The sequence below is a fragment of the Bosea sp. AS-1 genome, assembly GCF_002220095.1.
Lineage (GTDB): Bacteria > Pseudomonadota > Alphaproteobacteria > Rhizobiales > Beijerinckiaceae > Allobosea.
In genome coordinates this window covers 3,293,246-3,318,009 of the sequence record NZ_CP022372.1, presented here as the reverse complement: position 1 = coordinate 3,318,009, position 24,764 = coordinate 3,293,246, and the positions used below count along the sequence as shown (strand labels likewise).

26 protein-coding genes and 2 tRNA genes are annotated in these 24,764 nt (G+C 64.6%); 13 read left to right on the top strand and 15 right to left on the bottom strand.

What is annotated here, in order from left to right; all coding sequences use genetic code 11:
• Positions 1–207 precede the first annotated feature (207 nt).
• Both clpX and lon read left to right on the top strand, forming a co-directional pair.
• Positions 208–1,479 (top strand): ATP-dependent Clp protease ATP-binding subunit ClpX, encoded by a 1,272-nt coding sequence (clpX, locus tag CE453_RS17580; RefSeq protein WP_089175758.1) that lies wholly within the window; start codon positions 208–210, stop codon positions 1,477–1,479.
• A 363-nt stretch (positions 1,480–1,842) separates the two neighbouring features.
• Complete coding sequence (gene lon / locus CE453_RS17575) at positions 1,843–4,266, top strand: endopeptidase La (protein WP_089175757.1); 2,424 nt, start codon at positions 1,843–1,845, stop codon at positions 4,264–4,266.
• Between the two features lie 104 nt (positions 4,267–4,370).
• Here the strand turns inward: lon and CE453_RS17570 are convergent, their stop codons facing one another.
• Positions 4,371–4,763, bottom strand: coding sequence for a DoxX family protein (locus CE453_RS17570; protein ID WP_089175756.1), 393 nt, complete (start codon positions 4,761–4,763; stop codon positions 4,371–4,373).
• A gap of 222 nt (positions 4,764–4,985) precedes the next feature.
• Positions 4,986–5,061, bottom strand: a tRNA-Val gene (locus CE453_RS17565).
• Between the two features lie 55 nt (positions 5,062–5,116).
• On the opposite strand from CE453_RS17565, the gene CE453_RS17560 reads away from it, so the two are divergent.
• The 3 genes from CE453_RS17560 (at position 5,117) to CE453_RS17550 (ending at position 6,680) form a co-directional block, all read left to right on the top strand.
• Complete coding sequence (locus CE453_RS17560; RefSeq protein ID WP_089175755.1) at positions 5,117–5,605, top strand: hypothetical protein; 489 nt, start codon at positions 5,117–5,119, stop codon at positions 5,603–5,605.
• A 152-nt stretch (positions 5,606–5,757) separates the two neighbouring features.
• A tRNA-Asp gene (locus CE453_RS17555) sits at positions 5,758–5,834 on the top strand.
• Between the two features lie 291 nt (positions 5,835–6,125).
• Positions 6,126–6,680: an NADPH-dependent FMN reductase gene (locus tag CE453_RS17550; RefSeq protein WP_089175754.1), complete on the top strand. Its 555-nt coding sequence runs from the start codon at positions 6,126–6,128 to the stop codon at positions 6,678–6,680.
• 10 nt (positions 6,681–6,690) lie between these two features.
• Here the strand turns inward: CE453_RS17550 and CE453_RS17545 are convergent, their stop codons facing one another.
• From CE453_RS17545 to CE453_RS17505, 9 genes are all read right to left on the bottom strand, one after another.
• Complete coding sequence (locus tag CE453_RS17545; RefSeq protein WP_089175753.1) at positions 6,691–8,241, bottom strand: VOC family protein; 1,551 nt, start codon at positions 8,239–8,241, stop codon at positions 6,691–6,693.
• Between the two features lie 408 nt (positions 8,242–8,649).
• The gene (locus CE453_RS17540) at positions 8,650–9,615 is read right to left on the bottom strand and encodes a quinone oxidoreductase family protein (protein WP_089175752.1); all 966 of its coding nucleotides are present in this window, start codon (positions 9,613–9,615) and stop codon (positions 8,650–8,652) included.
• 13 nt (positions 9,616–9,628) lie between these two features.
• Entirely contained in the window at positions 9,629–10,537 is a 909-nt protein-coding gene (locus tag CE453_RS17535) for a VOC family protein (protein ID WP_089175751.1), read from the bottom strand.
• A 54-nt stretch (positions 10,538–10,591) separates the two neighbouring features.
• Entirely contained in the window at positions 10,592–11,401 is an 810-nt protein-coding gene (locus CE453_RS17530) for an SDR family NAD(P)-dependent oxidoreductase (protein WP_089175750.1), read from the bottom strand.
• 45 nt (positions 11,402–11,446) lie between these two features.
• A complete protein-coding gene (locus CE453_RS17525) occupies positions 11,447–12,166 on the bottom strand; it encodes an ABC transporter ATP-binding protein (protein ID WP_089175749.1) in 720 nt (239 codons plus the stop codon).
• 3 nt (positions 12,167–12,169) lie between these two features.
• On the bottom strand, positions 12,170–12,973 hold the full coding sequence (locus CE453_RS17520; RefSeq protein ID WP_089175748.1) for an ABC transporter ATP-binding protein: 804 nt from the start codon (positions 12,971–12,973) through the stop codon (positions 12,170–12,172).
• Entirely contained in the window at positions 12,973–13,920 is a 948-nt protein-coding gene (locus tag CE453_RS17515) for a branched-chain amino acid ABC transporter permease (protein ID WP_089175747.1), read from the bottom strand. The genes CE453_RS17520 and CE453_RS17515 overlap by 1 nt, the downstream gene beginning before the upstream one ends.
• A gap of 2 nt (positions 13,921–13,922) precedes the next feature.
• Positions 13,923–14,810 (bottom strand): branched-chain amino acid ABC transporter permease, encoded by an 888-nt coding sequence (locus tag CE453_RS17510; protein ID WP_089175746.1) that lies wholly within the window; start codon positions 14,808–14,810, stop codon positions 13,923–13,925.
• A gap of 51 nt (positions 14,811–14,861) precedes the next feature.
• Positions 14,862–16,007 carry an ABC transporter substrate-binding protein gene (locus CE453_RS17505; protein WP_089175745.1) on the bottom strand — a complete coding sequence of 382 codons (1,146 nt, stop codon included), beginning with the start codon at positions 16,005–16,007 and terminating at the stop codon, positions 14,862–14,864.
• A 179-nt stretch (positions 16,008–16,186) separates the two neighbouring features.
• Between CE453_RS17505 and CE453_RS17500 the strand changes: the two genes are divergently transcribed.
• The 6 genes from CE453_RS17500 (at position 16,187) to CE453_RS17475 (ending at position 21,075) form a co-directional block, all read left to right on the top strand.
• Positions 16,187–16,903: an FCD domain-containing protein gene (locus CE453_RS17500; protein ID WP_248308131.1), complete on the top strand. Its 717-nt coding sequence runs from the start codon at positions 16,187–16,189 to the stop codon at positions 16,901–16,903.
• A gap of 93 nt (positions 16,904–16,996) precedes the next feature.
• Positions 16,997–17,854: a fumarylacetoacetate hydrolase family protein gene (locus tag CE453_RS17495; protein ID WP_089175743.1), complete on the top strand. Its 858-nt coding sequence runs from the start codon at positions 16,997–16,999 to the stop codon at positions 17,852–17,854.
• 64 nt (positions 17,855–17,918) lie between these two features.
• A complete protein-coding gene (locus tag CE453_RS17490) occupies positions 17,919–18,824 on the top strand; it encodes a VOC family protein (RefSeq protein WP_157733084.1) in 906 nt (301 codons plus the stop codon).
• Positions 18,825–18,903: 79 nt separating this feature from the next.
• Positions 18,904–19,647: an SDR family NAD(P)-dependent oxidoreductase gene (locus tag CE453_RS17485; protein WP_089175741.1), complete on the top strand. Its 744-nt coding sequence runs from the start codon at positions 18,904–18,906 to the stop codon at positions 19,645–19,647.
• Positions 19,648–19,685: 38 nt separating this feature from the next.
• Positions 19,686–20,060, top strand: coding sequence for a nuclear transport factor 2 family protein (locus tag CE453_RS17480; RefSeq protein ID WP_089175740.1), 375 nt, complete (start codon positions 19,686–19,688; stop codon positions 20,058–20,060).
• A gap of 22 nt (positions 20,061–20,082) precedes the next feature.
• Positions 20,083–21,075, top strand: coding sequence for a LysR family transcriptional regulator (locus CE453_RS17475; protein WP_248307771.1), 993 nt, complete (start codon positions 20,083–20,085; stop codon positions 21,073–21,075).
• A 28-nt stretch (positions 21,076–21,103) separates the two neighbouring features.
• Here the strand turns inward: CE453_RS17475 and CE453_RS17470 are convergent, their stop codons facing one another.
• The 3 genes from CE453_RS17470 to CE453_RS17460 form a co-directional block, all read right to left on the bottom strand.
• Positions 21,104–21,712 carry a DoxX family protein gene (locus CE453_RS17470; RefSeq protein WP_157733083.1) on the bottom strand — a complete coding sequence of 203 codons (609 nt, stop codon included), beginning with the start codon at positions 21,710–21,712 and terminating at the stop codon, positions 21,104–21,106.
• The gene (locus CE453_RS17465) at positions 21,666–21,962 is read right to left on the bottom strand and encodes a putative quinol monooxygenase (protein ID WP_089175737.1); all 297 of its coding nucleotides are present in this window, start codon (positions 21,960–21,962) and stop codon (positions 21,666–21,668) included. Before CE453_RS17465 ends, CE453_RS17470 begins: the two co-directional genes overlap by 47 nt.
• 87 nt (positions 21,963–22,049) lie before the next feature.
• On the bottom strand, positions 22,050–22,691 hold the full coding sequence (locus CE453_RS17460; protein ID WP_089175736.1) for a hydrolase: 642 nt from the start codon (positions 22,689–22,691) through the stop codon (positions 22,050–22,052).
• Between the two features lie 284 nt (positions 22,692–22,975).
• Here CE453_RS17460 and CE453_RS17455 point away from each other — a divergent pair, with 284 nt between their 5' ends.
• Positions 22,976–23,890 carry a pirin family protein gene (locus tag CE453_RS17455; RefSeq protein WP_089175735.1) on the top strand — a complete coding sequence of 305 codons (915 nt, stop codon included), beginning with the start codon at positions 22,976–22,978 and terminating at the stop codon, positions 23,888–23,890.
• Between the two features lie 24 nt (positions 23,891–23,914).
• Positions 23,915–24,310 carry an OsmC family protein gene (locus CE453_RS17450; RefSeq protein ID WP_089175734.1) on the top strand — a complete coding sequence of 132 codons (396 nt, stop codon included), beginning with the start codon at positions 23,915–23,917 and terminating at the stop codon, positions 24,308–24,310.
• A gap of 31 nt (positions 24,311–24,341) precedes the next feature.
• Here the strand turns inward: CE453_RS17450 and CE453_RS17445 are convergent, their stop codons facing one another.
• Positions 24,342–24,716: a winged helix-turn-helix transcriptional regulator gene (locus tag CE453_RS17445; RefSeq protein WP_089175733.1), complete on the bottom strand. Its 375-nt coding sequence runs from the start codon at positions 24,714–24,716 to the stop codon at positions 24,342–24,344.
• Positions 24,717–24,764: the final 48 nt, after the last annotated feature.

Here is a 24,764-nt window from a genome sequence, read left to right as displayed (position 1 = left end):
ATATCGGCCCCGTGTTTGCATGGGGCCGGGGGTGAGCGGACAAGCGCCCCGTCATGATCCGGTTTGGATCGACCCTGCCTACCCGGATGTACCGGAACGGGTCGTTAACCTAATCATCGTGATCTGAGCGCTTATTTATGACGGAGGGACGACGGCTGCATCCGCCTCGGCAGGTGCCGCTCCGGCCTCCGGAACTGGAGATGGACAATGGCTAACAAGCCCGGCGGCGACTCGAAGAGCACGCTGTACTGCTCTTTCTGCGGAAAGAGCCAACACGAGGTCCGCAAGCTCATCGCGGGCCCGACCGTGTTCATCTGCGATGAATGCGTCGAGCTCTGCATGGACATCATCCGCGAGGAATCGAAATCCGCGCTGGTGAAGTCGAAGGACGGCGTGCCGACACCCAAGGAGATCCGCAAGGTTCTGGACGACTACGTCATTGGCCAGGAGCATGCCAAGAAGGTGCTCTCGGTGGCGGTCCACAACCACTACAAGCGCCTCAGCCACGCGACCAAGCACAACGACGTCGAGCTGGCCAAGTCGAATATCCTGCTGATCGGGCCGACTGGCTCGGGCAAGACGCTGCTCGCGCAGACGCTCGCCCGCATCCTCGACGTGCCCTTCACCATGGCTGATGCGACGACCCTGACCGAGGCCGGTTATGTCGGCGAGGATGTCGAGAACATCATCCTCAAGCTGCTCCAGGCCTCCGACTACAATGTCGAGCGGGCGCAGCGCGGCATCGTCTACATCGACGAGATCGACAAGATCAGCCGCAAGTCGGACAATCCCTCGATCACCCGGGACGTCTCGGGCGAAGGTGTCCAGCAGGCGCTGCTGAAGATCATGGAGGGCACCGTCGCCTCCGTGCCGCCGCAGGGCGGGCGCAAGCATCCGCAGCAGGAGTTCCTGCAGGTCGACACGACGAACATCCTGTTCATCTGTGGCGGCGCCTTCGCCGGGCTGGACAAGATCATCTCGGGTCGCGGCAAGGGCACCTCGATCGGCTTCGGCGCCAAGGTCGAATCGCCGGATGACCGCCGCACCGGCGCGATCTTCCGCGACGTCGAGCCCGAGGACCTGCTGAAGTTCGGCCTGATTCCGGAGTTCGTCGGCCGCCTGCCGGTCCTCGCGACGCTGGAGGACCTCGACGAGGCGGCGCTGAAGACCATCCTCACCGAGCCGAAGAACGCACTGGTGAAGCAGTATCAGCGCCTGTTCGAGATGGAGGACACCCAGCTCACCTTCACCGACGAGGCGGTCAGCCTGATCGCCCGCAAGGCGATCGAGCGGAAGACCGGCGCGCGCGGCCTGCGCTCCATCATGGAGGGCATCCTGCTCGAGACCATGTACGAGCTGCCGGGGCTGGAAGGCGTCGAGCAGGTGGTGATCGGTCCGGAGGCCGTGGAGAGCAAGGCTCGACCGCTCTTCATCTATGCCGAGCGCGAGGACGAGACCAAGACGGCCTCGGCCTCCTGAGCTCTTGCTGCATTGCGACAACAGGACGCGCGCCCCCTGGCGCGCGTTTTGCGTTTTGATCGGCAGGGTCCAGCCGCGGTCCCGCATCGCGGCAGGCCGGTTCGAAACTGAAACATTCAAGACGAAGCCGAAGGTGGGATTTTCCGAGGGTTTCCGGGCACGCAAGGCAGCAGTGCATGAACCGGTTGCCTCGCTTGAAAGCCGGCGAGGAAGTCTCCACCTTAGGTGCACTTGCGAGAGTCGCATGCCTGATGAGGGTGCGGCACGCGAGGGCGGAAGGGTGAATGGTCGCCCTGGCCGCATACGTCCGATCGTCCCGCCCATCTTGGGGGTTCGCCGGGCGCAACTGCAAAGGAAAAGTCAATGACGTCGACGCCCCGCGCTACCTTCGTCTCTGGCGAGACCGGCACCTATCCGGTTCTGCCTCTGCGCGATATCGTCGTTTTTCCGCATATGATCGTCCCACTCTTCGTCGGCCGCGAGAAGTCCATCCGCGCGCTCGAGGAAGTGGTGAAGACGGACGGGCTCATCCTGCTGGCCACCCAGAAGAACGCCGGTGACGATGACCCACAGCCCAACGAGATCTATGAGATCGGTACGCTCGCCCGCGTGCTGCAGCTCCTGAAGCTGCCCGACTCCACCGTGAAAGTGCTGGTCGAGGGTGTCGGCCGGGCCAAGGCGCTGTCCTATTCGGCCAGTGACTCCTTCTATGAGGCGGAAGCCACCGGCCTCGCCGAGGAGGAGGGCAAGAAGGTCGAGATCGAGGCGCTGGCGCGTTCGGTCGTCTCCGAGTTCGAGAGCTATGTGAAGCTCAACAAGAAGATCTCGGGTGAGATCGTTGCCGCCGTCTCGCAGATCGACGAGCCTACCAAGCTCGCCGACACGGTCGCCTCGCATCTGGCGGTCAAGATCGCCGACCGGCAGGCCGTGCTGGAGATCACCAACGTCGCCCATCGTCTAGAGAAGGTCCTGTCGCTCATGGAGAGCGAGATGTCCGTGCTCCAGGTCGAGAAGCGCATCCGCTCGCGCGTCAAGCGCCAGATGGAGAAGACCCAGCGCGAGTACTATCTCAACGAGCAGATGAAGGCGATCCAGAAGGAGCTGGGCGACGGCGAGGAAGGCCGTGACGAGCTGGCCGAGCTGGAGGAGCGCATCGCGCAGACCAAGCTGACCAAGGAAGCCCGTGACAAGGCGACCGCGGAGATGAAGAAGCTGCGCCAGATGTCGCCGATGTCCGCGGAAGCGACCGTCGTGCGCAACTATCTCGACTGGATGCTCGGCATCCCGTGGAACAAGCGCTCGAAGATCAAGAAGGACCTCAACGCCGCCCAGGCGATCCTGGACGACGATCACTTCGGCCTGGACAAGGTCAAGGATCGCATCGTCGAGTATCTCGCCGTGCAGCAGCGCGCCAACAAGCTCGCCGGCCCGATCCTCTGCCTCGTCGGCCCTCCCGGCGTCGGCAAGACCTCGCTCGGCAAGTCGATCGCCAAGGCGACGGGGCGCGAGTTCGTCCGCATGTCGCTCGGCGGCGTGCGTGACGAGGCCGAGATCCGCGGTCACCGCCGTACCTATATCGGCTCGATGCCCGGCAAGATCATCCAGTCGATGAAGAAGGCCAAGACCTCCAACCCGCTCATCCTGCTCGACGAGATCGACAAGATGGGTCAGGACTTCCGCGGCGATCCGTCGGCAGCCCTGCTGGAGGTGCTCGACCCCGAGCAGAACGCCACCTTCAACGACCATTACCTCGAGGTCGATTACGACCTGTCGAACGTGATGTTCGTGACGACGGCGAACACGCTGAACATCCCGCCGGCCCTGCTGGACCGGATGGAGGTGATCCGCATCGCCGGCTACACGGAGGAGGAGAAGACCGAGATCTCGCGCAAGCACTTGATCCCGAACGCGATCAAGAAGCACGGGCTCGACGGCAAGGAGTGGTCGATCACCAACGAGGCCTTGCAGACGCTGGTGCGGCGCTATACCCGCGAGGCCGGTGTCCGCAATCTCGAGCGCGAGCTCTCCAACACGGTCCGCAAGGGCGTGAAGGACATCGTGCTCGGCAAGAAGGCCAAGGTCGTCGTCGACGAGCCGCTGCTCGAAGAGTATCTCGGCCCGCCGCGTTATCGCTACGGCATGGCGGAGACGGAAGATCAGGTCGGTGTCGTCACCGGTCTGGCCTGGACCGAGGTCGGCGGCGAATTGCTGACGATCGAGGGTGTCATGATGCCCGGCAAGGGCCGCATGACGGTCACCGGCAATCTGCGCGACGTGATGAAGGAATCGATCTCGGCGGCGGCGTCCTACGTCCGCTCGCGGGCCATCGATTTCGGCATCGAGCCGCCGCTCTTCGACCGGCGCGACATCCACGTCCACCTGCCTGAGGGGGCGACTCCGAAGGACGGTCCGTCCGCGGGCATCGCGATGGCGACGGCAATCGTCTCCATCCTGACCGGCATCCCGACCAATCGCGACGTCGCCATGACCGGCGAAGTCACGCTGCGGGGCAGGGTGCTGCCGATCGGCGGTCTGAAGGAGAAGCTGCTGGCGGCTCTGCGGGGTGGCATCAAGAAGGTGCTGATCCCCGAGGAGAACGCCAAGGACCTGATCGACCTGCCGAAGTCCGTCCGTGACGGGCTGGAGATCGTCCCGGTCTCGCGCATGGAGCAGGTGCTCCAGCATGCGCTGACCCGCCAGCCGGTTCCGATCGTCTGGGAGGAGGATCTCAACGCTCCCCCGCCCAAGGGCGCGGATGACGATGCGGCGGGTGTCGTCGCTCACTGAGCGAAGGGTGTCGACGTAATGATCGAGGCTGCCGGGCCTAGGCTCGGCAGCCTTTTTTATGGGCGGGTCGTTGGATCAGCCGCCGTGAGCAGCATGGGCCGGCGTCAGGCCGCCCTCGTGCGGAGAGCGCGGTCGAGGCTCAGATACCCGCCGCCCGCCGTCACGAAATACAGGAACGCGAAACAGAAGACGGCGGCGGCATAGCCTCCGTTCTCGGTCGGAAAGAAGCTTCTGGGGAAATGCGAGATGAAGTAGGCCGCGGCCATCAAGCCGGACAGGACGAAGGCCGCTGCTCTGGTCTGGAAGCCGACGAGGAAAAGGAAGCCAGCGATCAGCTCGATCAGCCCGGCGGTCCAGGGCAGGGACCCGATCGGCGGCGTAAAGTTGCCGGGATAGATGTGCAGGATCTTTGCCGCCCCGAATGAGAACATGACGAGGCCGAGCGCAATCCTGAAGGCCGTCAGCGCGTAGGGGCGAGCGCTTTCGAGTGATCCCATGACGTGTCGTATCCATTTTCTGTTTGAACCAGCCGGGGCATCGCCCGTGTGGCCGGGCAATTCAACGCACGAATCCAAACAATGATGTGAACACGAGTCGCGAGGACCTCGGCTCGGCGTTCCACGCCTGCAATCCCGGGCATGAGATCGGCCCAAGAAGGACATCCGACTCGCTTCCGCGTAGAGCGAAACAAGATTGGGAATTCTATCGACGCTTGGGAGTGGTGGGCGGTGACGGGCTCGAACCGCCGACATTCTCGGTGTAAACGAGATGCTCTACCAACTGAGCTAACCGCCCTTGTGCTCGCGTTTAAGGCCTCGGCGTGCGTATCGCAAGCTGGCCGGGTGCCGGCTTGACAATCAATCTCGCGGCGCTGCGGAATTCCGCCATCTTCCTCGGCACTCTTCCGGCCATGATCTTCCGACCACGCCACTCCAGCCGCGCTTTGCCTCCGCTTCTCTCCCTGCTGCTCGTTGGCGTGCAGCCGGCGCTGGCGCAATCGGTACTGCCCGATTCCTTCTTTGAGGGGCGGCCGGCCTTCTCCCAGCCCGAGCAGCCGGGAACGCCAGCGAGCTGCGAGAGCATCGCCGCCCAACTGCCCGATACGGTGCCGCGCGATTCGCGCGTCGACATGGCGATCGCGGGTCCCGTCACCCTGCTCCAGACCGACGGTACGGTCTGGTATGTCGCCGTCTGCGCCGATCCAGGCGTACGTGTGCTCTGCGTGACCTATGGCGCCGGCGACCTCAAGCTTGGCGATACCGCCGTTCTGCGTGGCGGCTACAACCGCCAGAACGCTCGCCATGTGATGCTGGACCCCTGCCTGGCTTCGCGCGAATAGCCGCCCGCGGGCCGGCGTGGACGGGGGCGGATTTCGTGGTGCCGGGGATATTTTCCACGGAAGTGATTTTGCCGGCATCCGGTGCTTGACACTTCGGGCCGGGGGCAATACTCACCACGTCGCTGACGGCCACCGCGCCTCAGTCGCCCAGCGCGGGCGTAGCTCAGTTGGTTAGAGTGCCGGCCTGTCACGCCGGAGGTCGCGGGTTCGAGCCCCGTCGCCCGCGCCATTTAAATCAGAGACTTAGTCGCGATCTGCGGTCTCTGGTTGCTTCTTCCTCTCAGCTTGTTCCTCCGATCTCCGCCTGGTTCCCCGGCGGTTGATAGCAGCGCCACAAGCCACGGCGCTCTTTGCGCTTGCTGCCTTGGACCGACGTCGTTGCACGCGGCTCCCGCGCATGTTCACCAGCTTCGCCGACTGGCCTTCTGGGCCTTGGCGCCGGCCATGATAGCCAGAGCCGTGAAGATGCGTCAGCATCGGGTTCGGCAAGTCGGGTGCTGGGCGCGAGGGAGCTTCGATCATGGCACGTCTTCTGGGAATCTCTGGCAGCCTGAGGAAGGCTTCGTTCAATGCCGGCCTCTTGCGCGCCGCCATGGAACTGGCGCCGGATGGCGCGACGCTGGAAGCAGGAAGCATCTCGGGTATCCCGCTCTACAACGGAGACGACGAGCGAGAGCACGGGATTCCGTCGGCGGTGCAGGCTCTTAAGCAGCAACTGGCGACTGCGGACGGCCTGCTGCTGTTCACGCCCGAATACAACAATTCGCTGCCCGGCGTGTTCAAGAATGCAATCGACTGGCTGACGCGGCCGGCGTCCGACATTCCTTCGCTCTTTGGTGGCAAGCCGGTCGCCGTGCTCGGCGCCTCACCCGGCGGGTTCGGGACGATTCTGGCACAGGATGCCTGGTTGCCGGTGCTGCGCACGCTCGGAACGAAGCCGTGGTTCGAGGGGCGCCTGCTGGTATCGCGGGCGCAGAGCGTCTTCGATGCCGAGGGCAACCTGACGGATGAGACAACTCGCCAGCGCCTCGCGCAGTTCATCGCGGGGTTTGCCGCCTTTGTCGCAGGGCGCTGAGGTATCCCCCTCAGGACGCGTGGCGCAACAGCCAGTCCGCAGATAGGTCACGATCCTGCTCTGTCAGCGCGTGCCCGGCGGCAACGACCTGTGCCTCGACATTTGCACCGGCTTTGCGCAGCGCGGTTTCGAGCGGCGCCGCCAGATCGCGATAATGGTCCTCGGCGCCGGTCAGCATCAGCAGCGAGGCGCCGGAGAGCATCGCATCTGGCGGTTCCTTCAGCACTGCGGCGGGGCGCAGGAGAATGGCTCGGCGCGCCAGTCCTGGATGGAGCTGCATGGCGGCTGCGAGCAGGTTGGCGCCATTCGAATAGCCGAGAAAGACGAGACGCTCCGGTACAAGGCCATAGGCCGTCAGCGCCCCTTCCATGAAGGCGGCGAGGGCCCCGGCCTCGAAGCGGATATCGTCCTGATCGAAGGCGCGCTCGGAACGACGCCGGAACCAGCGCGAGGTTCCTTCCTCGGTGCTGCGGCCGCGCAGTCCGAGCAGGGTGGCGCGCGGCGCGACACGCCGGGCGAACGGCATCAGGTCGGTTTCGTCGCCTCCGCTGCCATGGAGCAGCACGAGCACGCTGCCATCGGGGTCTGCGGGCTGATGGAAGCGATGGACGAAGGGCAGATCGCGATAGACGACCCGCTCCTCGCCAGGCAGGGCGAATTGCGGCAGGACCACCCGTATGTCGTCGCTCTGGTCGCGGGCGTCTGGGGGCATGAAAAGCTGAGTGCCCAGTGTCTTGACGGGCTCGTCAATGGTGAAACCCGGGCCGTCGGTCGCGAATTCGATCAACGTTCCGCCTGGCTCGCGCACGTAGAGCGAGGTGAAATACTGGCGGTCGTGCAGCGTGGTCGGGCTGGAATTCAGTTTCGAGAGATCGCGCTCGATGCCCGTCAACCGGGCCGTATCGTTAACCCGGACCGCGACATGGTCCGCCGTGCCGGTGCCAGGAATTCCGGGCCAGAAACCGCCGGCGTCGCGGATATCGAGGTTGTCTCCCGCTTCCGAGCGCAGCCGTTCGATGGCGCCGTCGCGGGCGTGTCGGGCAAATCCCGCATGTGTGGTGAGGAAATGCACGGTTTCCTCGGTGGTCGCTGAAAGCAGCGTCACGCCGCGCAGGCGATGGATGCGATGCTCCGGCGGAATATCGCCAGAGGTCCAGCCTTCGCCGCGCAAGGCGCTGCCGACCAGCTTCACCACGAAACCGTCTGGATCGCGCAGGCGCAGGACGGTCTCGCCGAACTCCTGCAACGGCCCTTCCGTCGCAATGCCGAAGCGCAGGGCGCGTTCCAGCCAGAAGCCGATCGCTGCAGGGGCGACCGCGAAAGCGATCTCGCTGACCTGGCCGTGTCCGGCGCGTCCGGGCGAACCGTCTTCCCAGACCAGGAAGGTGACGAGCGTGCCGGGCGAGCCCTGCGCATCGCCATAGAAGAGATGAAGCTGGCGGGCGTCCTCGTAGCCGCTCGTGCGCTTCACCAGCCGCAGGCCGAGGAAGCCTACATAGAAGTCGACATTCGCCTGCACCTTGCGGGTGATCAGGGTGACATGATGAAGGCCACTGGTCACGACAGACCCCTCTTCACCGACACCTAACCATGCCTCTTCGATGCCCGCAGTTGGTGATTATGCGCATGATGCGCATCGACTGGCTGAGCTGCTCCATCAGATTGCCCTGGGCCTCCCGGCAGATAGTCTAGCAGAACCCGGATCGACGACAGCAAGTCTCGTCGCGACGGGAAAACCGCTCAGACCGCCTCCTCATCGACCATCCGTTCCACGGTCAGATCCGGCCGCAGGGTGCCGGTACGATCTGAACAGCCGAGCCGCGAGCGCGTCACCACCGCGAGACCCTGCGCGCAATATCTCCGCGACCTCGGACCAGCACCAGCCGCCACGCCAGGAGCCGTGAATGAGGATGATGCCCTTTGCGTCAGCCATCCGGTGGACCTCGCCGGAGAGCGTTGGCGCGGCCTGTCAAGCCTGCGCAGGGAGCAGGACGTGCTTGGTCGATGACCCGCCCTTGCCGACCTCGCCATAGGCCTCAGTCGCGGCACCGATAGGCCAGCCTTGAACCGGCGGCGCTTGCAGGTGCCCAGCGTCGAACCCGCTCCTGAGCTGGTCCATGATCGCGGCGATCTGGGGGCCGCTCAGCTTCATGGTGTCGACGCCGATCAGATGGTGCAGATCGTGGTAGAAATCGACGAGGTCGAAAGTCACCCGCCGTTGCCCGCCGCTGGCGATGGCGATCTGCCGGCCGCCGATGCCGAGCGCTGCCAGGCAGGGCTCGAACAGCGCGCCGCCGACGGTGTCGAAGACGATGTCGGCGCCCTTGCCACCGGTCAGTGCTCGCACCTCGGCGGTGAGATCCTTCTTCTTGCGCAGGTCGATATAGGCGTCCGTGCCTGGAACTTCCTTCACGATGTCGGCGCCGATCACCCGGGCGCCCTTCCAATGTGCGATCTGGGTCGCGGCGCGGCCGACCGCACCAGCCGCACCAGTGATGGCGAGGGTTTCTCCGGCCCGAATCCCCGCGCCATCGACCAGCCCCGACCAGGCCGCGAGATAGGGAACGCCGATCGCCGCAGCCTGCTCCATCGACAGGCCTTTGGGCTTTTCGGACAGGGCATCGAGCGCGACGACCAGGTACTGGGCATGGCTGCCGTCGCGGGTCACGCCCAGCCCGGCGCCACTTCCCCAGACCTCCTTGCCGACCCAGCCATCGCCGGCGACGACGACGCCCGCATAGTCGCGTCCCGGCACGCGCGGCAGCGAGGCCTTGAACCAGCCGGCGACGTTCTTGACGTCGCTGGGATTGATCGCAGAGGCGCGCAGCTCGACCAGCGCCTCGCCCGGCGCCGGGACGGGCCTGTCGACATCCCGCAGCGACAGGGCAGAGGGCGGTCCATAGCTATCGAACTGCAAGGCTTTCATCGTGGCCATGATCTCATCTCCCTCATGCTGCCTTGGCGGGGTGCTTCGCGAAGGCGAGCGAGGGGGCGATGAAGTTGGACGGCGGTGGAGAGCCCCACAGGTTGATCCAGCGATCGGCCAGCGACGGCGAGATCGTCCAGCTGCGCGGTTCGTAGAGCAGGTCATTGTCGATCCGGTCCATGCCGACCGACATCTCGACGACGCAGCCATCGGGATCGACATAGTACTGGAAGACATTGCCGCCGGCGCCGTGGCGCCCGGGTCCCCAGAGTAGAGAGCGGTTCTTCAGCACAAGGCCATCAGCAATGCCGGCGAGGTCCTCGAGTGCATGGAAGTCGAAGGCGTAGTGATGCAGGTCGCCATCGCCCGGGCAGAGCGCGACGGTGTGATGATAGCCGTCCGCGGCACGGAACCAGCGGAACTCGTCGCCGCCCGTGCGGTCGGAGAGTTGCATGCCGAGCAGCTTGACGAGCAGGTCGCTGAAGGCGAGCCGGTCGGGAACCTTGAGGTTGACGTGTTCGATGCGCTTGGCCCGTGCGCCGGCGCCGAGATGGCGCTGCGATTGATCGCGGGCGACCGGCGTATGCACCTCGAAGACCGGGCCCCATGGCGTCGCGAAGCGCACGGCGCGCTCGATGCCGTCATGCAGCGGGCGGTCGTCCAGGATCTCCAGACCCTCGGAGCGGGCGCGACGTTCGACTTCGGCGACAGCGTCGGCATCGATCGCTTCGAGCCCGATAGCCAGCGCGGCGCGGCCGCCGCCGCGCGTCAGCGCGACTTCCCAGCGCCGTTCGTTGGAAGAGAGGAACACGGTATCATCGCGCCGCCCGGTGATCTTGAGGCCGACGAGATCGATCAGGTCCTGCGCCGAACCGTCGGGGTCGGGTGTGGCGAATGCGACGAAGCCCATTTGACGAATGAGGTGGCTCATCTTGCTTCTCCTAAAGTGACGGCTGACGATGCGGTTTGAAAAGCCTCTGCGGCCTCAGCGGGCGTTGACGCTGAAGCCGCCATCGATGTTCAGTTTGGCGCCGTTGATGTAGCGGGCGCGGTCCGAGGCGATGAAAAGGGCGAGGTCCGCGATCTCCTCGACCTCCGCCCAACGCTCCATGAAGATGCCGCGCTCGCGGCAGAAATCGGCGAGGAATTCGGCGCGGCTCTTGCCCTGCTGCGCAGCCAGCCCGTCCGCCCATTCTTCGCGAAATTCTGTGCCGACGAGCCCCGGAACGATCGCGTTCACGGTGATCTGTTCGCTCCAGAGATCCTGCGCCAGATAGCCGGTGGTATGGATCAGCGCCGCGTTGTTGAGCCCGTGCATTACGGCCGGCCGCCAGACCGCAACGCCAGACGAGCCGGTGATGTTGATGACGCGTCCGGTGCCGTCGCGCGCCATCATCGGCAGGAATTCGCGGATGAGACGCAGCGCGCCGAGCGTCTTGACCTCGGTTAGCGCGCGCCATTCGTCGTCGTCCCAGAATATCTGCCGGTCGTTTCGGGTGACTGGTGCGCCGGCATTGTTGATCAGAATATTGAGGGTCGAAAAGCCGGGCTGGGCCGCGAGCGTGCATGCGGCAGCGGCGACCGAATCCGCCTGCGTGATGTCGGCCGAGAGCGTGACGACGGAGACTGGCGATTCTGCGCGGATCTCGCGGGCGGCCTCCTCCAGCGCCTCCTGTCCACGGGCGAGCAGCGCGACGTTGACGCCTTCCCGCGCGAGTGCTCGCGCGATGCCCTTGCCGATGCCCTTGCTGGCTCCGCCGATCAAGGCGGTACGCCCCGAAAGACCCAGTTCCATATGAGTGTTCCCTTGTCCTCGTTGCCGCCAGGCGGCGTGACGTTCTCAGCCGTGCAGATACGCCTTGATCAGGCGGTCATCGGCGAGCACCGATGGCCATTCGCCGTGCCCGATCTCCTGGACGACCTTGCCGACCGAGAGCACGTAGGCGCGGTCGGTCATCTCGGCGGCGATCGTGATGCTCTGCTCGACCAGCAGGATCGCCATGCCCTGCGTCCGCAGGCCGTTCAGGACGCCAAGGATCTCCTTGACGATCTTGGGGGCGAGGCCGGTCGTCAGCTCGTCGAGGATCAGCAGGTCCGGCTGCAGCAGCAGAGCCCGGGCGATCGCAACCATCTGCTGCTGGCCGCCCGAGAGCAGCCCGACAGAGGCGCAGTAGCGCTCCTTCACGATGGGAAAGAGTTCCAGCACCGCCTCGAGGCTGAACCGGCTGCGATCGCCGGCTGCCTTTCGGCCGGCATTTTCGGCGAGGCGCAGATTGTCTCCGACCGACAACTCGACGAACAGGTTCCGGTTTTCGAGGACGACGGCGATCCCATGCTCGGGGCGCTTATGTGCCGGCAAAGTGCCGAGATCGGCGCCATCCTTGACGATGCGGCCGGCCATCGGGCTCACAAGGCCGCATAGTGTTCGTACCAGCGTCGTCTTGCCTGCCCCATTCGGCCCGACGATCGCGACCGCTTCGTTGCGGCCGATCGACAGGTTGATGTCGTGCAGTACGGGGAGGGCACCGTAGCCGGCGCGCAGCGATTGGATCTCCAGCATCGCTCAGCTCCCCAGATAGGCTTCACGCACGCGCGGATGCGCCTGGATCGCCGACATGGGCCCCGACGCGATGATCTCGCCGAAGTAGAGAGCGTGCACGGTGTCCGCGATCGTCATCAGCCCCATATCGTGGCTGACCAGCAGGATCGTGATTCCTTCCCGGTTGAGCGTCGCGATCCAGCCTCGCAGCAGCGCGATCTCCTCGGTGTTGAGCCCGGAGGAAGGCTCGTCGAGCAGCAGCAGCCGGGGCGAGCCGACATAGGCGCGGGCGAGCTCGACGACACGGCGCTGGCCGGCCGGTAGGCGCCCGGTCGGGGTGTCGAGGAGCGCGCCCAACCCGAATTTGCGGCAGCATTGCTCGGCCGCTTCGCGCAGCCGGTGGAGCTCGCGCCGCGCGGCGGGCGTGCGCAGCATGCTCGTCAGGATGCCGCTGCGGCCGTCCTTGTGCAGGCCGACCATGACGTTCTCCAGAACCGACATGCGTTCGAACACCTTGGGCGTCTGGAAGGTCCGCATCAGCCCGTAGCCGGTGCGCGCCGGGATGCTGTCCGAGGCGATATCGCGACCGCAGAGCAGGACCTTGCCGGCCTTGGGACGCAGGAAGCCCGAGACGATATTGAAGCAGGTGCTCTTGCCTGATCCGTTCGGGCCGATAAGTCCGACGATCTGGCCCTCCGGCACGGTGAAGTTGACGTCAGTCAGCACCTTGAAGCCGCCGAAGCTGTGGGCGATGCCCGATAGTTCCAGCGTAGCGGGAACGGCCGCATCGGCTGCAGAGGTCAGGTTCAGGGCGGGGGCGGCATTCATCAGGCCATCCTCCGCTTCAGCAGCATGGCGAGGCGCTGTGTCCCTCCGGTCAGGCCGTCAGGCAGCAGGGTCACGACCAGCACCAGGGCGAGCCCGAACAGAACCTGATGGATGTCACCGAAGCCACTCAGGAGCTCCGGTACGAAGGTCACGAACAGCGCGCCGAGGATCGTTCCCCAGATCGAGGTCGAGCCGGCGACGACCGGGATCAGCAGGAAGGCGATCGAGCGTTCGACGGTGAAGCTCTGGACACTGATATAGGAGACGTAATGCGCGAAGAGCGAGCCGGCGAGCGAGCCGAGCATCGCGCAGATCACGAACATCGCGGTCTTGAGACTGTGCATGTCGACGCCGAGCACTTCGGCAGCCGGGGCAGCGTCGCGCATGGCCCGCATGGCGAGGCCCGGCCGGCCGCGCACCAGATTGTCGGCCAGGGCCAGGACGAGGAACGCGATCGGCCAGACGAGATAGTAGACGCGTTCGGGCGTGTCGAAGGCGAAGCCGAACAGGCTGAGCTTCGGAATGCCGCCGATCCCGAGCGTGCCGCCGGTCAGCCAGTCCCATTCGAAGAACAGGACGTTACCGATCAGGCTCAGCGCGAGCGTCGCCAAGGCGAGGAAGAAGCCGGTCAGGCGCAGGATCGGCCAGCCGACGGCGATGGCGATCGCGGCACTCGCCGCCATGCCGGCCACGAAGCCGGCTAGGCTCGGCAGGCCGAGCTGGGTGGTGAGATAGGCCGAGCTGTAGGCGCCGATGCCGTAGAAGACCGCCTGCGCCAGATTGACGATGCCGCACTGGCCGAGGAGCAACCCGACACCGAGCCCTCCGATGGTGAACAGACCGGCGAAGACCAGAAGGTCAACCAGATGGCGCGAGAGCAGCAGAGGTGCCAGCGCCCAGGCCAGAACGAGCATGAACAGGAGCGGGAGGGTGAGCCGGTTCAGCATGGCTAGCCTCCGACCCGCCCGACGCGGCCCAGGAGGCCGTTCGGCATCAGGATCATGATGGCGATCATGATCGCCAGCGCGATCACGTCCTTGTAGCCGGACGGGAAGGCGATGACCGCGAGGGACTCAAGCAAGCCCAGCGTCACGCCACCGATCACCGCGCCGAGCGGATTGGTCAGCCCGCCCAGAATGGCGGCGGCGAAGCCCTTCAGCGTCAGGGCAATGCCGAGGTGATAGTTCACGGCCACCAGCGGCGCGACGAGAATGCCGGCGATAGCGCCGACCATGCCGCCGAGCACGAAGGTTAGTGAGCGCATCCAGCGCACATCGATGCCATTCGTGGCTGCTCCGTCCGGGTCCATGGAGGCGGCCATCATCGATAGGCCGAGCAGCGTGCGGCCATAGAACAGGCGCAGGGCGACAACCACGATGATCGCGGCGGCGATCAGCCAGAGCGCCTGGATCTGCAGGAAGGCGTCGAGGATCTCGACGACGCCTTCCTCTCCCCAGCTCGGCAGCAGATAGGAGTTCCGGCCAGCGAGATAGAGCACGGCGGCCGAAAGCGTGACCGCGAGCCCGATCGTCAGCAGCAGGAAGCTTTCCTCGCCGGCCTTCTGGCGCATCATCGGCTGGACGAAGAGCCGGTCGATGACGAAGCCGGTGACCGCCCCGGCAAGAATGCCGAGGAGGACGGCCAGGCCGTAGGGCAGGCCGGCCGGTTCGAGGGCGAAGACGGCGACCATCGCGCCGATCACGGCGAATTCGCCCTGCATCGCGTTGACGATCTGCGTGCCCTTGAAAATCACGGCCAGCCCGACGCCAATCAGCGCATAGACGAAGCCGTTGGTGATCCCGGACAGGATCGCCTGCATGATGAGACTGGCTGACATAATGCGGAGTCCGTCAGGGGAGGTGGGCGACAGGCGCCCGCGCCTCCACGGTCACTTTGCGGCGGCGGAGTAGTCGAGGCGCGTGAACCTGCCCTTGACCAGCTTCGAGTAATTGAAGCTGGCGAGCGTCAGCCCACCCATGTCGGGTGCGGAAAAGTCGAACTTGGCCATCACGCCCTGGTATGGCCGTCGCATCGCGTTGCAGAGTACCTCGTTGGAGGCGTTGGGGCCTGCCGTTTTCATCGCGTCGGCGAGCGCCATCACCGCGTCCCAGCCGCCGGCCTCGAAATGTTTCGGCAGGCGACCATGCTCCTTCTGGAACAACTCGACGAACTCGCGCTGATGCGGCAGCGGATCCTCCGCGATCAGGAACTCGGCATGGATGACATTGTCGGCCGCATCGCCCATCGCCTTGACGTAGTCATAGGTCGCAGTGCCGTGGACCGAGACGATCGGTGCCGCGATGCGCACCTGGCGCGCGTTACGGAACGGCATCGGCGAGGTCGAGATCACGATCACTGCGTCGGGCGAACTGGCGCGGACCTTGGCGGCCTGCGTGGTCAGGTCTGTGGCAGCGATCTCGAATTTCTCGACCTGCGACCAGGTTACGCCGTATTCGCCGGCGAGGTCCTTCATGCTGTTCCAGACGACCTGGCCATAGCCGGAATCGTGCAGCACGCCGATCTTCTTCGCCTTCATGTCGCGCACATAGGAGAGCAGCGCGCGGGCGTTCAGCTCCTGCGAGGGGGTGATGTGGAACAGGCAGGTGCGCTCGCGTTCCACGGCGGGGCCGAGGCCCGAGAAGGCGACCTGCGTCAGCTTGAGCGGGGCGGTGATGCCGCCGACCGCGACCGTCTGCGCGATGCCGGAGGTTCCGATGAGCGCCTGGACCTTCTGCGAGTGCACCAGCGCGTTGACCTTGCCGACGGCGACGTCAGGGCTCGAGGCATCGTCCTCGATCAGGATCTCGATCGGTCGGCCATTCACGCCGCCGCGCGCATTCAGGACCTTCTGCGCCATGAGGATGCCTTCGCGTTCAGGAAGGCCGACCCCAGCAAGGCTGCCGGTGGCGGAGACGACGGCGCCGATCCTGATCGGCTCGCCCGATGCCGGCTGGGCGAGGGCGCTCGTTGAAAGGAGCGAGAGCAGTGCTGCCGGAGCAAGCACAGCCAGTGAGCGATAGGCCTTCAGGATCATGTCTGCTTTCTCCCTCGTAACGGGCGCTGTCGGCGCTCCTTGATTGCGAGCGAGGCTATGACATTTTCAGCTCATGTCAAATATTTTCGAAAATAGAAGATATCATGTGAAATCATAGGAGATCGTGTTACAAGCCGAGTTGCCCAGATGACGAGAGAGTGGAGGCCGTTTTGAACATCGTGCGCCCAACCCAGCGCGAGCTTGCCCGTCCGGTGAGTGAGGAGCCGAAAGGGCGTACGCGCATGTCCGGCATCTACGAGCTGCTGCGGCGCGATATCCTCGAATGCCGATTGAAGCCGGGTGTGCGCCTGCGTTTCGAGGAGCTGCGGGCGCTCTACGAGATCGGCCTCAGCCCGCTGCGCGAGGCGCTGATGAAGCTGGCATCCGACGGTCTCGTCGTGCTCGAGGAGCACAAGGGCTTCCGGGTCGCGCCGGTGTCGCGTTCGGATCTGCTGGACATCACGTTCATGCGCAAGGAATTGGATGCGATGGGCCTCCGATTGTCGATCGAGAAGGGTGACGATGCCTGGGAGGCGAGCATCGTCGCCGCGCTCCATGAACTCAGCAAGAAGCCGAAGCTGGGGCCGGAGGGGTTGGTCGATTCCGAATGGGAGAAGCGCCACCGCGCCTTCCATCTCACGCTTGTCTCGGCCTGTGGATCGCCTTGGCTGCTACATTTCCGCGAGCAACTCTACGATCAGGCCGATCGGTACCGGCGCCTGTCGGTGCAGTATCTGCGCGAGCCGCGCGACCATCTCGGCGAGCATCGCGAGATCGCGGAGGCGGCGCTTGCCCGCGACGCTGACGCTGCGGTCTTCCTCATTCGGCGCCACCTCGATCGCACCGTGCAGATTCTGCTGGCGGCCGAGGGGGTTCTTTCCCCAGAGCGTGGGTAAGGCTGATTGTCGATCTTGATTGAGATATTCGAAAATCTATTGACGTTCCGAAATTGACTGCTACCGTCTCGTCATCCAATCAGGGAGAAGACGATGCGGTATGTGAGTTATGTTTCGGGTCAGCAGCAGGGCTTGGCCGTTCGTGACGGCGCCGACCTCTTCGATCTCGGCGCCATCGATCTCGGCAAGGTTCTCGCGGACGGACCGCAGGCACTGGCAGCGTTGGCGGCTGCGCCTCGCGGCAAGCGTCTGGACCAGGCGAGCCTGCGTTTTTGCCCGCCGGTCGCCCGTCCGCCCAAGGTGGTCTGCGTTGGGCTGAACTACATCGATCATGCGGCCGAGAGTCCCTACAAGGACGTTCCCAGTTACCCGGCGGTGTTCCCGCGTTTCGCCTCGAGCCTCATCGGTCATGGCGAGGCCATCGTGCGACCTCTGGCTTCGCCCCAGCTCGATTTCGAGGGCGAGCTGGTGGCGGTGATCGGCAAGGGCGGCCGGCATATCTCGCGCGAGGCCGCGCTCGATCATGTCGCCGGTTATTCGATCTTCAACGACGGCTCGATCCGCGACTACCAGTTCAAGTCGCCGCAATGGACGGTCGGCAAGAATTTCGACGATACCGGCGCCTTCGGCCCGGATTTCGTGACGGCCGACGAATTGCCGCCCGGTGGCAAGGGGCTGAAGATCGAGACGCGCCTCAACGGCAAGGTGGTTCAGTCCGCCAACACGAATGATCTCGTGTTTCCGCTCACCGACCTGATCTACTATCTCAGCGAAGCGATCACGCTGGAGCCGGGCGACCTGATCGTCACGGGCACGCCGGCCGGCGTCGGCTTCGCGCGCAAGCCGCAGCTCTTCATGAAGGACGGCGATGTCTGCGAGGTCGAGATCGAAGGCCTCGGCATCCTGCGCAACCCTGTCCGTGACGAGGTGGCCAAGGCGAACGCCGCCTGATCGCGGTTCGACCGTCGCCGAACGAAACAAGCATAACAACGGATTGCACGAGGGAGTTACGCTCATGACGCCGCTGGTCACTCGCCAGAGCTACATGGCTTTGAATGTCGAGGATCTGGATGCCTCGGTTCGTGATGCCGAAGACGTGCTCGGCCTGCGCGTAGTGGATCGTCACGACGGCAAGGCCATCCTGACGGCGACGGGCCGGCGGGCCGAGCTCATGCTGCATCAGGCCCCGGCCAACGCGGCACGTGCCGTCGGGCTGGAAGCCCACGATGCCGACGCGGTCGAGGCGGCGGCGTCGCGCGCGGCGGCAGCCGGCTTGACCGTGCTGTCCCGTACGCCTTCGCTGGCCTGCATCGAGCATTCGGTCACCTTCGCCACCAGCGACGGGCAGGTTTTCGAAGTGCATACGCCGATGCCGGCGGATCAGCCGCGGCGCTATGCCGGAGCGGGCATTCACCCGCGTGGCATCTGCCACGTCAACCTGACCTCGCCCGATCCCTGGCGGATCTACGGCGAGTTGCACGAGGCGATCGGCCTGAAGTTGTCCGAGCGAACGACGGGATGCGAGCTCGTCTGGATGCGGGCGGCCGACGGGCGACACCACACCGTCGGATGCGTCAAGGGCCCTCGACCAGGCATCCATCACTATGCCTGGGAGTTCGCCCAGTTCAGCGATTTCATGCGGCTGGGCGACGTTCTCGATGCGCTGGACCGCGTCATCGCCTGGGGACCGGGCCGCCACGGCGCCGGCGACAATCTCTTCACCTACTATGTCGACCGGTCCGGCTTCATGGTCGAATGCTCCTCGGAGATGGAGGTCATCGTCAACGATGCTGGCTACGAGCCCAGGGTGGCAGATATCGATCCCGACCTGACCAACATCAAGGTCGTCAATCGTTGGGGGGCGCCGCCGCCGCGTCCCTGGATCCAGCACCACAGCGATTTCGCACCCTTCTCGGCTTAGGGCGCGTCGCACCGGCCGGCGAAGGCGCCGGTCGGTCCACACTCTCATCTGCTGCCAAGCTTTCGCGCAGGAGAAGATCATGCTGCTCGTCGGCAAAGCCGTCGTCGTGACCGGAGCGGAATCCGGTATTGGCAAAGCAACGGCGGAGGCCTGCGCCTCGCAGGGCGCAAGCCTCGTCATGGCGGGGCTGGACACAGACAGGTTGATGGAGGCGGCGGCTGCCATCGAGGCAACCGCTGGGGCTGCGCTGGCGATGCCCACGGATATCCGCAATGCCGAGGCTGTCGCTCGCCTGTTCAATACTGCGCTGGATCGCTTCGGCCGCATCGATGGCGTGGTCGCGAATGCCGGCATCATCGGTTCACGAAAGTCGGCGGTGGAGCTGACGCTCGAAGATTGGCGGCAGGTGCTCGACGTCAATCTCACCGGAACCTTCCTGACTGTGATGGAGGCCGCACGGGTGCTGGTCCGGCAAGGGCAGGGCGGCTCGATCATCGCAACCGGGTCGTCGACGGCGCTGAGGCCGGTCCCCGGCTTGTTGCCTTACGTTGCCAGCAAGGGCGGCGTGCACGCGCTGATGCACGCCCTCGCACTCGAGCTGGCGCCGCATCGCATCAGAGTCAATACGCTGGTGCCGGGCACGACCGCGACCGGCGCGACCAGAGCGATGCCCGGCTATCTCGACCAGGTGGCGCAGAGCCTGCCGATGGGCGAGGTGGTCGATGCCGCGGAGCTGGGGCGCTACGTCGCCTTCGCGTTGAGCGACCAGCTTCCGCATCTCACCGGCGCTCACCTCAAGATCGATGCCGGGCGGACGCTCTGACGGCGCCTGGCCTTTTCGCGAAAGCAAAGGATGCCCTTATGACCGATGCCGCAATCAAGGTGATCGAACAGCTGGAGGAGCGGCGCTACGAGGCGATGCGTCGAGCCGATCTCGCCGCGCTCGGTGAACTGCTGTCCGAGGAACTCGTCTACACACACTCGAACGCGGCGCGCGACGACAAGGCGAGTTATCTCGAGAAGGTCCGGGCGAAGTTCTTCGACTATCACTGCATCGACCATGAGGATCAGGACATCAAGGTCCGTGGCGATGTCGCCCTGGTAACGGGCGTGATGAAAGCGGATGTCAGCCTCAACGGTACACCGAAATCGCTGAACAATCGCTATCTGGCAGTCTGGCTGCGGGAGGATGCCGGCTGGCGCTTTGCCGCCTATGCGCCGACGCCGATAGCATGAGTTTTCTGAAGGCTTCCCCGGCATGTCACCGAAGCCGCTTCGCTCGATACGTCCGGGCCGTTATCTTGGAACAATGAGCTGGCGCTTTGAGGATATTCAGACATTCCTGAAAGTCGTAGAGGCAGGGGGGGTAACGGCTGCCGCAGCCGAGCTCAGATTATCTAAATCAGTCGTCAGCAAGCGCTTGAGCGACCTGGAAGAGACGCTTGGCGTCGCGTTGCTGCAACGCTCTACCCGTCACATCATTCCCACCGAGCGGGGGCGCATCTTCTACGAGCAGATGCGCGGAGTGCGACAGGTGATCGATCAAGCGATCGAGTCTGTGGCAGATCGGCCTGGACCCTTGAGTGGGCAATTGCGCGTCACGGTGCCGATGAGCTTTGCTACATTGCATCTGGGGACGATGCTTTCAGATTTCGCTCGGTTGCACCCCGCTCTTGGGCTCGCCATCGACCTCGACGACCGCATGCTGGATCTTGTCGAGGGCGGTTACGATCTGGCTATCCGGATCGGTCGCCTGCCGGATTCTACTCTCATCGCGCGCAAGTTGTGCGAGAGCCGCCGCGTGATTTGCTGCAGTCCCGGCTATGCGCGAGAGAGGCCGCTGCCGCAAGCAATCACCGAGATTGCGGCTCACAACTGCATTGACTATGCCCATGCTCATGCTGGCCGGCTCTGGCAATTCGCGCCGGTAGCTCCGGATTTGCCGCCGCGCTCGATCGTGACGCACAGCCATATCGTTGCAAACAATGGCGAGGTAATGCGAGATTTCGCCATTGCCGGTCTCGGGTTGGCAATCCTACCCTTGTTCATCGCGGCTGATGCCTTGCGGGCCGGAACGCTGATCCACGTCTTGCCGGACGAACGTCCGCTTTCTGACACGATCTATGCGGTCTATCCATCGACTCGATACGTGTCCCTTAGGGTCCGGACACTCGTCGACTATCTTGGCCAGCGCTTAACCAATGGCGCGCCTTGGGAGCAAAAGCTCCCAAGCAGAGCGGACGGAGCCTAGGTCGGTGCGACGGGCGGCCTCCATCACCTTACATTTCGCGCCCGAGCCAGCGGTCGAGCGAGAGGCGCCCGCCGCCTTGGACAGCCATGAGAGCATAGGCTCCCAGCCAAACGACCGTGAGGTGATAGCCTGCGCCGCGTGGGATCATGACCATAATGGCGATGACTAAGAGTTCGATGAAGAGCATGAAGGCAAAGGGCCGCGTCAATAGCCCCAGAGCGACGGCAACGCCGCCGATCAGTTCGAGGCCGCTCGTAAAATAGGCGAACGGTACGGCCGGCTCGAGGCCGAGTTTCTGAAAGAGTTCGATGTCGCGCCCCATGCCGCCATTGAACAGCTTCGTCCAGCCGAACTGGGCCATGATGAGGCCGGAAGTGAGGCGCAGGAACAGATAGGCGAGCGGTTCCTGCGCCCTATAGAGGGGTGCCAGAATGGGCAGAAGGAAGCGGAGCTGGTTCGGATTCTCGATCATGCTGGGAACCTGTTCGCGACGCGAAGCACAAACTGCAACGGTCACCGAGAGTGCGACCTGTCTAGTCGGCGCCTTTTTCGGCTGTTGGCCAATTTTGAGGAGTAAGCCGCTCTGGGTGTCAGACGACGCGGTCGAGGAAATAGGCGAATTCCATCTGCTCGACATTCTCCGCACCATGGGCCTGGAAATGCTGGATGTGCGGCCCCTCGTGATGATGCCTGTCGCGCTGCTCGCGCGAGGCCCAGTGCTCGACGAAGACGAAGCGGCCGGGCTCGTTCTGATCGACGAAGAGGTCGTAGCGCAGGCTGCCTTCTTCCTGGCGCGACGGTTCGACCACCGCCGCGAGATCCCGCCGCAATTCGCTCTCCCTGCCGGGTTTGGCGCGCAGGGCGACGACCAGAACCAGTTCGCTCATAGCCAGGTTCCTCCCGTAGGAAATTGCCGAAGTGCGGCACGATCTGCTGGACCGCTACCCCGAGCGGTGGGGTAGCGGCTTATTTTACTATTCGCTGCGGTCGTAGGAGAACTGGATGCCGGCAGTGCCGCCGGTTTCGATGAACAGATTCATGAACTCCGGCACGGTGTCCTTGCGGGCCCAGTCGCGCTGCAATTCGCAGAAGAGTTGCACGACGCTGATCATCTTGCCGCCGGCCTGCTCGATCCGGCGCAGCGCCGCCTCATGGGCGGCGACCGAGGTACCGCCAACCGCGTCAGCCACAACATAGACCTCATAGCCTTCTGCGAGCGCATCGAGTGCCGGGAAGGTCAGGCAGGCCTCGGTCCAAAGCGCTGTCATGATCAGCTTCTTGCGTCCGGTCGCCTCGACGGCCTGGCGGAATTCGATATCCTCCCAGGAGTTGATCGAGGTCCGGTCGACCGTCGGGATGCCCTTCAGCGCCTTCTGGATCTGCGGGATCGGCGGCTTGTTCAAGCCGGTTTTCACATTCACCGTCGAATGGACGATGGGCAGTCCATAAACAACTGCCGCCTTGGACGAGCCGACGATGTTGTTGATCAGCAGCTGGCGGTCCATCGAGGCGATCGAGTTCACCTGGACCGGCTGGTAGTCGATGATGATGAAGGCCGAGTTCTGTGGCGTCAGCAGGTGATCTTTCTTCGGGTCGCGAATGGCTTCGCTGGTCATGTTTCCATCCTCGCTGCTGGTGCGGCACGCTGACCGGGTGCCTCGGCGGCGGTAGGCCGTACCGGAAACAGGTCGAAGCGACGCCGCCCGGCCCGAAAATCCTAGCATCAGGCCGCAGCGGCAAAAGTGCAGCCATAGCGAACGCCATGTTCTTCTGTGTCGAACGATGGCTCGAGCCGAAAGCCTCGCCAGCGTGGGCGCGAGCGATCATAGTCTTGATCGGAGACTCTGGCGTAACCCGGATGAGGGCCGGATCTCCGTTGGACCACAGGCGCGAGGGACCGATGAGCTGGCTGCCGACGGAAGATCCGATCACCGGCGATCCAAAATCCTGCGATGCGCTGGAACTCGTCATCGTGCCCCGCGTGCGCGACCTCGGCGGGTTCAATGTCCGGCGCGCTCTGCCGCATGGCCGACGGCAGATGGTCGGGCCGTTCATCTTCTTCGACCATTTCGGGCCGGTGCAGTTCATTGCCGGGCAGGGGATGGACGTCAGGCCCCATCCCCATATCGGCCTCGCGACCGTGAGCTATCTGTTCGGCGGGCGCATCACCCATCGCGACAGCGAGGGCAATATCCAGGAGATCAGCCCGGGCGCGATGAACCTGATGACGGCCGGCAAGGGCATCTCGTATTCCGAGCGGACCCCGGAGGTCGACCGCGACGGCCGGCACAACATGTACGGGTTGCAGAGCTGGATCGCGTTGCCGGCTGCCAAGGAGGAGATTGCACCCTCCTTCCAGCATTATGCGGCGGAGGACATGCCCATCGTCCAGGACACGGGCGTGAAGGCACGGGTGATCGCGGGGTCCGCCTTCGGCAGGGCATCGCCCGTCACCACGGTCTCCGACTGGTTCTACGTCGAGGTCGCGCTCGGCGCCGGGATGAGCGTGCCGCTCGATGCCGATCATGAGGAGCGGGCGATCTATGTCGTGAGCGGCGAGGTCGAGATCGCCGGCGACCGCTTCGAGGGGCCGCGCCTGCTGATCTTCAAGCCCGGCGACCGCATCACCGTGCGCGCGGCGCAGCCGACGGTGATGATGTTCCTCGGCGGCACGGCGCTGGAGGGGCCGCGCTATATCTGGTGGAACTTCGTTTCGTCGAGCAAGGAACGCATCGAACAGGCGAAGGAAGACTGGAAGCAGGGCCGCTTCGGTCACGTCCCCGATGAGAACGAGTTCATTCCCCTGCCGGAGTAGCCGGCGCACTCCCAGGAGTTTCGGATGTCGTCCGTTCACCTCGTCTGCGACAGCGGGCTCGCCCAGGAGATCCGCACACGCACCCATGTTCTCAGAGCCGATGAGCCCGTCAGCGCCGGCGGGACCGACAGCGGCCCGGCACCCTATGAGATCCTGCTGTCGGCATTGGCGGCCTGCACCTCGCTGACCCTGCGGATGTATGCGGATCGCAAGGGCTGGGATCTCGGCCGGATCGAGGTCGAGGCCCGTTTCCTCAGGGATGCGAACGGCGAGGAATCGATCCGACGCGAGGTCTTCTTCAGCCTGCCGCAGGCGGCCGATGCCCAGGAGCGGCTTGCGGCTGTCTGGGAAAAGACGCCCGTGACCAAGACGCTGAGGCGGAGCCTACCGATTACCACGACCTTCCGGCCGCCGGCGTAAGCCACGGGGCCATTGCCGGAGTCGGCATCGATCATTCCGCGTCTGTTCGCGAGAGACGGGGCTGGCCAAGCCTGTCGTGACGGTCGAAGGCTTCCTGAGCCTTCGCGATCCACGCCTCGTGCTCGATCGCCCAGTGCCCAAGCTGCTCGACTGGCAGGCGCAACGAGTGGCCCAGCTCGGTGAGCTCGTAATCGACGCGCGGCGGCTTAGTCGGTGTCACCGTCCGCCTGACCAGCCCGTCGCGTTCCATGCCTTTCAGGGTCAATGTCAGCATGCGCTGCGAGATCGTGCCGATGGCGCGCTTGATCTCGTTGAAGCGGCGCGGCCCGTCACGCAGCGCCATCACGATCAGCACGCTCCATTTGTCCCCGACGCGCGCCAGGATCTGGCGCACCGGACGGCACATCTCCAGCAATCCGCCGGTCTCAGGTAACACCTATGTGCCTCCTTGCAC

Excerpts from the sequence above, each read along its gene's own strand:
- CE453_RS17445 (WP_089175733.1), bottom strand. The coding sequence starts at position 24,716 with ATGTGCCGTCCGGTGCGCCAGATCCTGGCGCGCGTCGGGGACAAATGG.
- CE453_RS17490 (WP_157733084.1), top strand. The coding sequence starts at position 17,919 with ATGACGCCGCTGGTCACTCGCCAGAGCTACATGGCTTTGAATGTCGAG.
- CE453_RS17525 (WP_089175749.1), bottom strand. The coding sequence starts at position 12,166 with ATGCTGGAGATCCAATCGCTGCGCGCCGGCTACGGTGCCCTCCCCGTA.
- CE453_RS17520 (WP_089175748.1), bottom strand. The coding sequence starts at position 12,973 with ATGAATGCCGCCCCCGCCCTGAACCTGACCTCTGCAGCCGATGCGGCC.
- CE453_RS17510 (WP_089175746.1), bottom strand. The coding sequence starts at position 14,810 with ATGTCAGCCAGTCTCATCATGCAGGCGATCCTGTCCGGGATCACCAAC.
- CE453_RS17505 (WP_089175745.1), bottom strand. The coding sequence starts at position 16,007 with ATGATCCTGAAGGCCTATCGCTCACTGGCTGTGCTTGCTCCGGCAGCA.
- clpX (WP_089175758.1), top strand. The coding sequence starts at position 208 with ATGGCTAACAAGCCCGGCGGCGACTCGAAGAGCACGCTGTACTGCTCT.
- CE453_RS17475 (WP_248307771.1), top strand. The coding sequence starts at position 20,083 with ATGTCACCGAAGCCGCTTCGCTCGATACGTCCGGGCCGTTATCTTGGA.
- CE453_RS17485 (WP_089175741.1), top strand. The coding sequence starts at position 18,904 with ATGCTGCTCGTCGGCAAAGCCGTCGTCGTGACCGGAGCGGAATCCGGT.
- CE453_RS17515 (WP_089175747.1), bottom strand. The coding sequence starts at position 13,920 with ATGCTGAACCGGCTCACCCTCCCGCTCCTGTTCATGCTCGTTCTGGCC.
- CE453_RS17570 (WP_089175756.1), bottom strand. The coding sequence starts at position 4,763 with ATGGGATCACTCGAAAGCGCTCGCCCCTACGCGCTGACGGCCTTCAGG.
- CE453_RS17530 (WP_089175750.1), bottom strand. The coding sequence starts at position 11,401 with ATGGAACTGGGTCTTTCGGGGCGTACCGCCTTGATCGGCGGAGCCAGC.
- CE453_RS17470 (WP_157733083.1), bottom strand. The coding sequence starts at position 21,712 with ATGTCGAGCAGATGGAATTCGCCTATTTCCTCGACCGCGTCGTCTGAC.
- CE453_RS17450 (WP_089175734.1), top strand. The coding sequence starts at position 23,915 with ATGTCGTCCGTTCACCTCGTCTGCGACAGCGGGCTCGCCCAGGAGATC.
- CE453_RS17535 (WP_089175751.1), bottom strand. The coding sequence starts at position 10,537 with ATGAGCCACCTCATTCGTCAAATGGGCTTCGTCGCATTCGCCACACCC.
- CE453_RS17455 (WP_089175735.1), top strand. The coding sequence starts at position 22,976 with ATGAGCTGGCTGCCGACGGAAGATCCGATCACCGGCGATCCAAAATCC.
- CE453_RS17480 (WP_089175740.1), top strand. The coding sequence starts at position 19,686 with ATGACCGATGCCGCAATCAAGGTGATCGAACAGCTGGAGGAGCGGCGC.
- CE453_RS17465 (WP_089175737.1), bottom strand. The coding sequence starts at position 21,962 with ATGAGCGAACTGGTTCTGGTCGTCGCCCTGCGCGCCAAACCCGGCAGG.
- CE453_RS17495 (WP_089175743.1), top strand. The coding sequence starts at position 16,997 with ATGCGGTATGTGAGTTATGTTTCGGGTCAGCAGCAGGGCTTGGCCGTT.
- lon (WP_089175757.1), top strand. The coding sequence starts at position 1,843 with ATGACGTCGACGCCCCGCGCTACCTTCGTCTCTGGCGAGACCGGCACC.
- CE453_RS17460 (WP_089175736.1), bottom strand. The coding sequence starts at position 22,691 with ATGACCAGCGAAGCCATTCGCGACCCGAAGAAAGATCACCTGCTGACG.
- CE453_RS17540 (WP_089175752.1), bottom strand. The coding sequence starts at position 9,615 with ATGGCCACGATGAAAGCCTTGCAGTTCGATAGCTATGGACCGCCCTCT.
- CE453_RS17550 (WP_089175754.1), top strand. The coding sequence starts at position 6,126 with ATGGCACGTCTTCTGGGAATCTCTGGCAGCCTGAGGAAGGCTTCGTTC.